This window comes from Methylocystis sp. ATCC 49242 (assembly GCF_000188155.2).
Classification (GTDB): domain Bacteria; phylum Pseudomonadota; class Alphaproteobacteria; order Rhizobiales; family Beijerinckiaceae; genus Methylocystis.
In genome coordinates this window covers 19,803-30,000 of record NZ_KE124774.1, presented here as the reverse complement: position 1 = coordinate 30,000, position 10,198 = coordinate 19,803, and the positions used below count along the sequence as shown (strand labels likewise).

Genomic DNA, 10,198 nt, shown 5'->3' with positions numbered 1-10,198 from the left:
CCACCACCTCCAGGTCCGGCGACAAGGAGGTGGTGCGCACAAAGGCGTTCACCCATGTGGCGGCGACGCTGACTCTCGCGCCGACGAGCTTCGCCAATGAGGTGCCGGCCTTCAACCCGCTCAAGCTCATCACCGACGCCCGCGCTCCCGACAGCAATGGAGACTCGGACGTGGCGCTCGACGAGGCGGAGGTCTCCTTCGTCACCCATGATCTCGGCGCCGTGGGCGTCGAGACTCAAAGCGCCCAGCTGTCGCTCGAGGAATGTCAGGCGCAGGTCATCGAGCAGGTCAAATCCTCGATCGCGGCCGGACCAAAGGCGACGCTGCCCTTGCCCGGACAGGCGCTGCTGTCGCGCACCAGCCGCGCGTCGATCGATCCCATGGCGCTCGCCTACGCGACGCCGGGCAGCTCGCCGCTCACGGCGCCTTTCTCGTCCATCGAGGTGCGCATGGTGCCGGAGAATGTGACGGTCGCGCCGCGCGACACGCCGCAGCCGACGCAAATGGAAGAAAAGCTCGCGGTCGTGCGCCACGGCGAGAACCTGACGGACATCCTCGCCGCCAATGGCGTTCCGCGGGCGCGCATCGACGCCGTCGCCGCCGCCTACCGCGGCAAGCGCGGCGATCCGGTGCGCGAGGGCCAGCGGGTGAAACTGCTGTTCGCGGATTTCGACGGATCGGGCAAGAACATGCAGCTTGCGCGCATGTCGGTCTACAACGACGACGTCGTCGAATCGATCGTCGCCGCGACGGACAAGGGCACTTTCGTGCAGACGCCGACCGCGCCCGCTCCGATCGCGCGCAAGGCGCCCAAGCGCTACATACCCGCCCTCGAGGACCTCGGCGACGAGGAAGACGATTCCGGGGCCATGCGCCTCTACGATTCGCTCTATGAAACGGCGCTCAAGCAGCAGGTGCCCCGCCCGATCATCAATGAGATGGTGCGGGTCTTCGCCAACGACGTCGATCTGCAACGCGGCGTTTCCGGCGGCGATACGCTGGACCTCTTCTACGACGAACCAGACGACGGCTCGGTTCCCGGCCGCGACGCCCTGCTTTTCGCGTCGCTGACGACACACAACGAAACCTATCGCTACTATCGCTTCCAGACCACGGACGACGGCCTCGTCGATTATTACGACGAGAACGGTCGCTCGAGCCGCAAATTCCTCGTGCGCAAGCCGATCTCGATCGGCGAGACGCGATCCGGCTTCGGCATGCGCCGCCATCCCATCCTCGGCTATTACAAGATGCATACCGGCGTCGACTGGGCGGCGCCCATCGGCACGCCGATTCTCGCGGCCGGCAATGGCACGGTCATCAAGGCGCAATGGGATTCGGGCTATGGCCGCCGCGTCGAGATCCAGCACGCCAACGGCTACATCACGACCTACAATCACATGTCCGGCTTCGCCCGCGGCATCACCGAAGGCGTTCGCGTCAAGCAGGGCCAGACGGTCGGCTTCCTCGGCTCCACGGGTCTTTCGACTGGTCCGCATCTCCATTACGAAGTCATGGTCAACGGCCATTTCGTCGATCCGATGCGCGTGAAGCTCGCGCGCACGCGCGAAATCGAGGGCCGCATGCTGGCCGATTTCAAGAAAGAGCGCGACCGCATCGATTCGCTCATGGCCAAGGCCCCCAACAATTCCAAGGTCGCCTCTCGCCAGGGAAGCGGCGGCAATCAGACGAAATAGACGGATCATTCCGGTCCGGTTCGAGCCGGAATGAACCTAGCGGCCGCCTGCGCTCGCCAATACGGCGCGGCTGCCGCGATCTCTTCAAGCGGCGACGCGCAGATCCTCTTCGTAGGCCACCGGCGCGAATTTCGCCTCGCGGACGCAGCGGGCGATCGCCTCGATCGACGCCATGGCGGCCCGGTTGAGCGATTCACGCGGGAATTCCACCCCGAATTCACGCTCGACGGCGAGCAGCAGGCGGATCGCCGTATAGGGCGTCAGCCCCAGCTCATAGAGATTGGCGCGCGGCGTGAGGTCGGACGCGGGAATGGCGAGTCTGGCTTCGCGGTCGATGAGGCGGCGGATGGTCTCGAACATTGTTTCTCTCCCAGTCGATCGATTTTCGATGGTGAGAAGGTAACGACCCGCGCGGCCAATGTTGGTGCGCCGGCGCACACCGCTCGCGCCTAGCTGAATGACCCCAATCGCCGCCGCACATCCGACGGGCTCACGCCGTCCGCCCGCAGGGCGCGCAATGTTGTCGAGGCGCGGCTTTTCGACAGTTTTTCCCCGTCCTCGTCCAGCACCAGATCGTGATGCCGGTAACCCGGCTCTGGCAGTTCGAGCAGCCGCTGCAACAGACGGTGCAGGCTGGTCGCGTTAAAAAGATCGCGCCCCCGCACCACATCCGTCACGCCCTGAATCGCATCATCGACTACGACGGCGATATGATAGCTCGCGGGCGTATCCTTTCGCGCCAGCACGACGTCGCCCCACTGCGCAGGGTCGGCCGCAACAGCGCCCAAATTGAATTCCTGCCAGGTCAGTCCCTGCCCCGCGAGCGCGACCGCCTTCTCCATGTCGAGTCGCAACGCCACCCCGCCCTGCCTCAACACTTCGCCCGCGGGACGGCGCGGCTTGTCGCGGCATGTTCCGGGATATAGCGGCGCGCCGTCGGGATCGCGCGGCCAGCCGTCATGCGCCGCCGCGAAATGCGCAATATCCGAGCGTTTGCAGTCGCAGGCGTAAAGCAGCCCCATATCGTCGAGCCGAGCGAGCGCGCGCGCATAATCGTCGAAATGTTCGGACTGACGGCGCACGGGCGTCTCCCATGCGAGGCCGAGCCAAGCGAGGTCTTCATGGATCGCCGCCTCGAACTCCGGCCGCGCGCGGCCAGTGTCGATATCCTCGATGCGCAAGAGAAAACGCCCGCCGCACTCGCGAGCGAGCCTGAAATTCAGCAGCGCGGAATAGGCATGGCCGAGATGGAGAAATCCATTGGGCGACGGCGCGAAGCGAAAGCAGCGTTGCAAGGGGCCGGGCATGAATCGTTTAGAGCCGAATCCGCGATGAACCGCAACGGGGCTTCGCCCCCTGCATCAGGCCGGCAGCGCCTTTCTCAGAGGAGGCCCGAGGGGAAAGGACGCTTCTACAGCTCCTGTCCGATTTTCTCCTACTACATTTGGATGATGCGACGTCCGGTCGACGGATGCAATTTCATTCCCGTCTGAACGCCCTGCCCTACGGGAAAATTTCAAAGCGCCCATTTCATTTTCAGGACAAACTGCATGGAAAAGACGTCTCTTCCCAATTCGCTCCTGTCGGAGTGCGCCGGGGAACGACGGACGGCGGCGGCCGATAGAATTGCGCTAGACAGAAGCTTGCTGTGGGGCGTTTCAGATCATCAGGACAGGCCCGGAAAACGATTTGCTGATCGCTATGTCGGCCTCGCGAATGACGCGGCCCACGCGTCCGGGAGGGGCGTGTGGCAGTATTTCAGACAGCATCGCAAGCTGATCGGCCGACAAGTCGAGGTGCAGGACGAGCATGGCCGCGTCTGGCGCGGGATCAATGGCGCGTCACAGGATTATCTCGGGCTTGCAACGCATCCGCTGGTCGTGAACGGCGCCAAAGCCGCGATCGAGACCCACGGCGTTCACAGTTCCGGCTCCGCCCCTATGGGCGGCGGCATGACTCTGGCTTCCGTCGTCGAGTGGAAGATCGCGATGGCCACGGGACTCGAACATGTCTGCCTGTTCCCGACCGGCTGGGCGGCTGGCTACGGCATTATTTACGGACTGGTGCGAAGGCGGGACCATGTCGTCATCGACAGTCTCGCTCATAATTGCCTGCAGCATGGAGCCGCGGCGGCGACCCCGAACGTCCACCAGTTCATGCATAACGATGTTTCGAGCCTTCGCAGGAAACTGGAGCGTATTCGCAGGAAGGACGTGGATGGCGCAATACTGATCGTCACCGAGGGCCTGTTTTCGATGGATTCGGACACGCCGGATTTTTAAGCCATTATACAATTGAAGCAGGAGTTCGACGCCCATCTGCTCGTCGATGTCGCACATGACTTTGGCTGCCTCGGCCCCGGAGGCAAGGGCGCTCTTGCTGAAACCGCCCCCTATTCGGAAGTCGATTACGTAATAGGGTCGTTTTCAAAAACATTCGCCTCGATCGGCGGCTTTCTGGCGACGAATTGCTTCGCGTCGAAGCGCGCGATTCAAGGCTATTCGGGATCCTACACTTTTTCCAATTATCTCATTCCCTCTCAGCTCGGCGCGATTGACGCCGCGCTCGACATCGTCTTTTCGGAGGAAGGCGACGCGCTGAGGAAAAAGCTCCTCTCGAACACGGCGTTTCTGAGGGATTGCCTGTCGCAGAGCGGCGTTTCAACGATCGGCCGCGTTTCGGCGATGACGATCGTTCCGACGGGTTCGCAGGGAGTGGCTCGGCTGGCCTATAAATACCTGCTGGAAAAAGGCGTGATCATCAATTGCGTTGAGTTCCCCGCCGTGCGCAAAGGCGAGGCGCGCTTCCGGATTCAGTTGACGCCCCACCACAGTCCCGGCGAAATAGAAGCGATCGCCGAGGGCGTCGCCGTGGGACTGCAATGGGCGCGCGGGCAAATCGAGTCCGTCGGTCTGCGCTCCACCGCGGGCGATTAACTCAGGCGCCGGCTGCCGACACTCTCGACCTGACGATCTCCAGCGCCGCCGCGAACGCTTCCTCGCGATCGAGATCGCTCGTATCCAGCGTCACGGCGTCATCGGCAGCCTTGAGAGGCGCTGCGCTGCGTTCGCTGTCGCGGGCGTCTCGCTTCTTCACGTCATCGAGAATCGCGGGGAAATCCACATCCTCGCCACGGCTGGCGAGTTCGAGCGCACGGCGCTGGGCGCGCGTCTCCGGCGAGGCGGTGACGAAGATCTTTACCGGCGCTTCCGGACAAATGACGGTCCCGATGTCGCGCCCGTCGAGCACCGCGCCCTCCGGCCGAGCGGCGAAATTACGCTGCATGTCGATCAGCGCCGCGCGCACCGCCGGCATGGCCGCGACGACGGAAGCCGCCTCGCCCATGTCGCGCGCGCGAAGACGATCCTCTTCAAATTCGGTGAGCGACAGGCCGCGCGCAGCGGCGACCGCCGCCTCGACGTCGTCCAGCGGCAGCCCTTCGTCGATGAGCGCGCAGGCGGTCGCGCGGTAGAGCAGCCCCGTGTCGAGATGCGGCAGACCGTAATGCTCTGCAAGACGGCGGGCGAGCGTTCCCTTGCCGGACGCCGCCGGCCCGTCGATGGCGATGACGAAGCTCACGAGAAGCGCGCTCCGAGTGTTTCCATCAGCGCGCGGAACGAGGGGAAGCTCGTCGCGATCATCGTCTCGTCGTCGACCGTCACCTTGCTCTGCGAAGCCAAACCCATGACGAGAAAGCTCATGGCGATGCGATGGTCGAGATGCGTCTCGACGACGCCCCCGCCCTTCACGGCGCCGCCGCGCACGATGAGATCGTCGCCGACGATTTCGCAATCGACGCCATTGACCGCGAGTCCCGCAGCGATCGCCGCGAGACGGTCCGACTCCTTCACGCGCAATTCGGAAAGCCCGCGCATGCGCGTCTCGCCCTGCGCGAAGGCGGCAGCGACGGCGAGTATCGGATATTCGTCGATCATCGAAGGCGCGCGCTCAGCAGGCACGTCCACGCCGCGCAACGATGAAAAGCGCGCGAGCACGTCGGCGACTTCCTCGCCGCCCTCGTCGCGCCTGTTGTCGAGCGTAATGTCGGCGCCCATTTCCTGCAGCGTCGTCAGCAGGCCGCTGCGCAATGGATTGGTCATCACGCCTTCGACGACGATATCGGAGCCGGGCGCAATCAGCGCCGCGACGATCGGAAAGGCGGCGGATGACGGATCGGCAGGGACGCGCACTTCTCGCGCGACCAGTTCCGGCCGGCCTTCCAGCGTGATCTTGCGGCCATGCGCTCCGTAAGGTTCGCTCGTCACCTTCGCGCCGAAATGCGCCAGCATTTTCTCGGTATGATCGCGCGAAGCCTCGGCCTCGATCACGACCGTGCGGCCCGGGGAATTGAGCCCGCACAGCAAAACGGCGGATTTGATCTGCGCCGAGGCGACGGGCGTCTTGTATTCGACCGGCAGGGGCTCGCTCGCGCCCTGGAGGACAAGCGGCAGCCGTCCGCCTTCAGCCTGCTCCAGCACCTGCGCGCCCTGCAACGCGAGAGGATCGAGGATTCGCCTCATCGGCCGTTTGCGCAGCGAGGCGTCGCCATCGAACCGCGCGACGATCGGATGGCCGGCGACGACGCCCATCATCAGACGCGAACCCGTCCCCGCGTTGCCGAAGTCGAGCGTCTCGGTGGGCTGAAGGAGCGAGCCCAGTCCCGCGCCCCAGACGCTCCATGAGCCGGGAGCGTGACGAACGATCTTCGCACCGAGCTGGCGGCAGGCCTGAGCCGTGCGCAAGACGTCCTCGCCTTCGAGCAGCCCCTCGATACGCGTCTCGCCCACGGCCAGAAGCCCGAAGATCATCGAGCGATGAGAAACGGATTTGTCGCCCGGCGGACGAACGCGACCGGCGAGGGGGCCGGAAGCCTGGGCGCTGAGCGGCGCGGCGGGAGCGTGGGAGGCGGCGTCCAAAATGCGAGCCCTTGGGTAGCGACGCAGGGGCTCAACGGTCGCCGCACCGGCGCCGCGGCCAGCGCGCGGAGTTTGATTTGGAGCGGGCGATGGGAATCGAACCCACGACATACAGCTTGGGAAGCTGTCGTTCTACCACTGAACTACGCCCGCGCGGATCATAAGCACATTGTTTCTGTACCGCTTTCGTTTTGCGCGCGCAAGTGGGCCGCTTGCGCGCATGCGCGAGGCGCCGGGCTCGGGAAAACAGCCGAAAGGTGGGAAACCAGCCCGAAGCTGCGGACAGGGGCTGCAAAATTCTCATAATTCCTTGTTCAATATAGGCTTTACTTCCATGTCGTGTTATGACATTTTTTGTGTATATTAAAGACACGCTTGATGTTTATAAAAGCGGGCCATGTCTTCGGACACGGCCATTTCCGATCCGCCGACGAGGCTCAAGATGGCGACAGCGCAATATCGTCCCCGTGATTTCTCTCCCCCCGAGCGAGTCGAGGCGTTCACCGATTTCAGCAAAACGCCGCAAGCGCGTCCGCTGGAACGCGAACTTTCCATCGGAGACAGATTGACCGAGGCGCAGGCGCGATCGCTCGATTGCCTCCTGCTTCACGACTTCGGACTCGAGCTGCGCGACATATGCAGCGGCGCGCCCTCCTATTCGCCAAAAGGCGAGAGGGAATTCGCCGGAATCTATGAAGTGCGCCCTGCTTCCGCTTGACGCGAAGGTCGCGGGGCGGGCGATCATCCCGCCTCGAAATGCTTGGACAGTTTCAGTCCCTGCCCCTGGTAGTTCGACACGCCGCTTTCGCCGTAGAGCGCCTCCGGCTTCTCGGCCATCCGCTCATAGACCAGCCGGCCGATATATTGCCCGTCCTCGAGAATGAAGGGCACTTCGCGGGAGCGCACCTCCAGCACGGCGCGCGCGCCCGGGCGTCCGTCCGGCGCCGCGCCGAAGCCGGGGTCGAAGAAACCTGCGTAATGAACGCGGAACTCGCCGATCGCCGCGTCCATCGGCGCCATTTCGGCGGCGAGGTCGGGCGGGATGGCGAGGCGCTCGCGCGAGGCGAGGATATAAAAATCGCCGGGATCGAGAATGAGGCGGCCGTCGCGGGCGGGCAGACGATCCCAATAGTCGTCGATCCGATAGGCGCCGATGCGGTCGACGTCGATGACGTCGGTGTGTTTCTGCGCGCGATAGCCGATGACTCCGCCGAAGGCCTCGGCGCCGAGCGCGACCCGCAGCACGACGCCGTCACGCAGGTTCAGTTCGCCATCGACGAGCGGTGTTTTCTTGTGCAGCTCGGCCAGCGCCGCGTCGTTCAGCACGACGCTCCCCTGCCCCGCATCCGTCCCTCGCGCGCGAAAACGCAGTTGATTGAGCCGCGAGCCCATGCGCACGCGCACGGAAAAACTGCGGGGCGAGACCTCGGCGAAAAGCGGGCCGATGTAGCCGGGCGCGACCTCGTCGAAGCGATCGCCGCCATCGGCGATGAGACGAGTGAAAATATCGAGGCGGCCGGTGGAACTCTTCGGATTGGCGGCGCCGGAGACATCCGCGCCGAGGGAGAGACCCTCCATCAGCGGCACGACATAGACGCAGCCGCGCTCGAGAATCGCGCCCTCGCCATCGAGCGAGATCTCGTCATAGGCGAGCGCGGAGAGAATGTCGCCGACGCGCCGGTCCTTGCCCGGCAGGAAGCTCGCGCGCACGCGATAGGCCTTGGGGCCGAGCCGCAGATCGAGGCTCGCGGGCTGAACCTGCCCGGCGGCGAGCGGCGCGGAAACGCGGATCGCGCCGGCTTCCGCCATCGCCTGTATCTGTCGGCTGGAGAGCACGCCGCCCTGCGCTGATCCTGTAGGCGCCATGCCCATCGATACCTCTGACCCTCGAAAATTCGGTTGCGCGACCATACAACCCGGCCGTGCGGCTAGCCAGCACGGCTTCAGAGCGGCAGTCGCTTCTGGCTTTCCGCATAGCCCCTGCCCGGCCGCGGGTCCATCTCGGGGCTCGCGAAAAACGCCGCCGCGTCGCGCCTGATCTCCGCCCGCCGCTCGTCGCTCATCGCGTCGAGCGTGCGAAGCGGCATGGCGAGGCGAGGCGTGCGCGGCAGCCGGCTGCGGTTTTCAAGGAAGAAATTCCAGTAGAGATAATTGAAGGGGCAGGCTGTCGGCCCGGCCTTTGCCGCGACGTCATAGCGGCAATTCCTGCAATAGTCGGACATCCGGTTGATATAGGCGCCGGAGGCCGCATAGGGCTTCGACGCGAGCGCGCCGCCGTCGGCGAAGATCGCCATGCCATGAACATTCGGCAGTTCGACCCATTCGAAGGCGTCGGCGTAGACGACGAGATACCATTCCTCGATCTCGCGCGGCGCGACGCCCGCGAGCAGCGCGAAATTGCCGACGACCATCAATCGCTGGATATGGTGCGCGTAAGCGTGGCGGCGGGTCTCGTCGATGACCTGCCCGAGACAGTTCATCGAGGTTTCGCCGGACCAGAAAAACCATGGAAGGGGGCGCGTCGCGTCGAGCGCGTTCGTCTCGGCGTATTCGGGCATACGCAGCCAGTAAATTCCGCGCACATATTCGCGCCAGCCGAGGATCTGGCGGATGAAGCCCTCGACCGCGTTGATCGGCGCGGCTCCCGAGAGATAGGCGCGCTCCGCGGCGACGCAGATTTCGCGCGGCGTCAGCAGACCGACATTGAGATAGGGCGAGAGGATCGCATGATAGAGAAAGGGCTCTCCGCTCTTCATCGCATCCTGAAAGTCGCCGAAGAATGGCAGGCAATTTGCGATGAAATCATCCAGCGCGATCCGTGCGTCCGCACGCGTCACCGCCCAGCCGAAGGGCTCCAGATCGCCGAAATGTTCGGCGTAGCGCGTCGCCGTCAGCTTCAGGATCTCGCGGGTCGTATCGTCCGGAGCAAAGCGCGGGCGCTGCGGCGCGCGAAACTTCGCCGGCAGGGGCTTGCGATTTTCGGGGTCGAAATTCCATCTGCCGCCGACCGGCGCGTCGCCCTCCATCAGCAGGCCCGTCCGCCGGCGCATGTCCCGGTAGAAAAACTCCATGCGCAGCGTCTCGCGCCGCCCGGCCCAGCGGGAGAAATCCGCGCGCGAGCAGAAGAAGCGGTCGTCGTCCCGGATCTCCACCGGAAGCCCCAGCATCGCGGCCCAGCCGAGCATCATCTCGCGCACCCGCCATTCTCCGGGCTCGGTCACGACGATCCGATCGGGCTTGTGGCGGGCGACGGCGCGGGCCAGCTCGCCGGTGAAATCGCCGCGGTTCTCGGGGTCGTCGAGACGCACGTAATCGACGACAAGCCCCTCCGCTCGCAACTCCTGAGCAAAATGGCGCATCGCGGCGAGGATGAAGGCGATCTTCTGCTTGTGGTGGCGAATGTGGCGCGTCTCGGCGTCGACCTCGGCCATCAGCACAACGTCTTGCGCCGGATCAATTCCGTCGAGCGCGGAGATCGAGCGCGTCAGCTGATCTCCCAGAAGGAAGCGCAGGGTCTTTGCCATTCAGCCGAACTTTCCCGTGAACGCGGCGACAAGGGACTTACCGTCCGGCGCGGCGACTTCA

10 protein-coding genes and 1 tRNA gene (1 of these 11 running past the window's edge) are annotated in these 10,198 nt (G+C 64.5%); 4 read left to right on the top strand and 7 right to left on the bottom strand.

The window, feature by feature from the left end; translation table 11 throughout:
* On the top strand, positions 1–1,697 hold the 3' portion of the coding sequence (locus tag MET49242_RS02050) for a M23 family metallopeptidase (RefSeq protein WP_036280232.1). It extends 358 nt beyond the left edge of the window; the window shows 1,697 of its 2,055 coding nt (coding positions 359–2,055); its start codon lies beyond the left edge, outside the window; its stop codon occupies positions 1,695–1,697.
* A gap of 84 nt (positions 1,698–1,781) precedes the next feature.
* On the opposite strand, the gene MET49242_RS02045 is transcribed toward MET49242_RS02050, so the two are convergent.
* Positions 1,782–2,057 carry a phosphopantetheine-binding protein gene (locus MET49242_RS02045; RefSeq protein WP_036280230.1) on the bottom strand — a complete coding sequence of 92 codons (276 nt, stop codon included), beginning with the start codon at positions 2,055–2,057 and terminating at the stop codon, positions 1,782–1,784.
* 89 nt (positions 2,058–2,146) lie between these two features.
* The gene (gene gluQRS, locus MET49242_RS02040) at positions 2,147–3,004 is read right to left on the bottom strand and encodes a tRNA glutamyl-Q(34) synthetase GluQRS (protein ID WP_036280227.1); all 858 of its coding nucleotides are present in this window, start codon (positions 3,002–3,004) and stop codon (positions 2,147–2,149) included.
* A 243-nt stretch (positions 3,005–3,247) separates the two neighbouring features.
* Here gluQRS and MET49242_RS26500 point away from each other — a divergent pair, with 243 nt between their 5' ends.
* The gene (locus MET49242_RS26500) at positions 3,248–3,979 is read left to right on the top strand and encodes an aminotransferase class I/II-fold pyridoxal phosphate-dependent enzyme (protein WP_051133942.1); all 732 of its coding nucleotides are present in this window, start codon (positions 3,248–3,250) and stop codon (positions 3,977–3,979) included.
* A 12-nt stretch (positions 3,980–3,991) separates the two neighbouring features.
* Positions 3,992–4,633, top strand: a complete 642-nt coding sequence (locus MET49242_RS26495; RefSeq protein ID WP_051133941.1) for an aminotransferase class I/II-fold pyridoxal phosphate-dependent enzyme — start codon at positions 3,992–3,994, stop codon at positions 4,631–4,633.
* A gap of 1 nt (position 4,634) precedes the next feature.
* On the opposite strand, the gene cmk is transcribed toward MET49242_RS26495, so the two are convergent.
* From cmk to MET49242_RS02020, 3 genes are all read right to left on the bottom strand, one after another.
* Entirely contained in the window at positions 4,635–5,276 is a 642-nt protein-coding gene (gene cmk, locus MET49242_RS02030) for a (d)CMP kinase (protein ID WP_036280224.1), read from the bottom strand.
* Positions 5,273–6,613, bottom strand: a complete 1,341-nt coding sequence (aroA, locus tag MET49242_RS02025) for a 3-phosphoshikimate 1-carboxyvinyltransferase (RefSeq protein ID WP_036280221.1) — start codon at positions 6,611–6,613, stop codon at positions 5,273–5,275. The genes cmk and aroA overlap by 4 nt, the downstream gene beginning before the upstream one ends.
* A 78-nt stretch (positions 6,614–6,691) precedes the next feature.
* Positions 6,692–6,766 (bottom strand) — tRNA-Gly (locus MET49242_RS02020).
* Positions 6,767–7,010: 244 nt separating this feature from the next.
* Between MET49242_RS02020 and MET49242_RS02015 the strand changes: the two genes are divergently transcribed.
* The gene (locus MET49242_RS02015) at positions 7,011–7,331 is read left to right on the top strand and encodes a hypothetical protein (RefSeq protein WP_036280218.1); all 321 of its coding nucleotides are present in this window, start codon (positions 7,011–7,013) and stop codon (positions 7,329–7,331) included.
* 23 nt (positions 7,332–7,354) lie between these two features.
* On the opposite strand, the gene MET49242_RS02010 is transcribed toward MET49242_RS02015, so the two are convergent.
* Positions 7,355–8,479 carry a 2'-deoxycytidine 5'-triphosphate deaminase gene (locus tag MET49242_RS02010; RefSeq protein ID WP_036286558.1) on the bottom strand — a complete coding sequence of 375 codons (1,125 nt, stop codon included), beginning with the start codon at positions 8,477–8,479 and terminating at the stop codon, positions 7,355–7,357.
* A 77-nt stretch (positions 8,480–8,556) separates the two neighbouring features.
* A complete protein-coding gene (locus MET49242_RS02005) occupies positions 8,557–10,137 on the bottom strand; it encodes a cryptochrome/photolyase family protein (RefSeq protein ID WP_036280215.1) in 1,581 nt (526 codons plus the stop codon).
* Between the last annotated feature and the right edge of the window lie 61 nt (positions 10,138–10,198).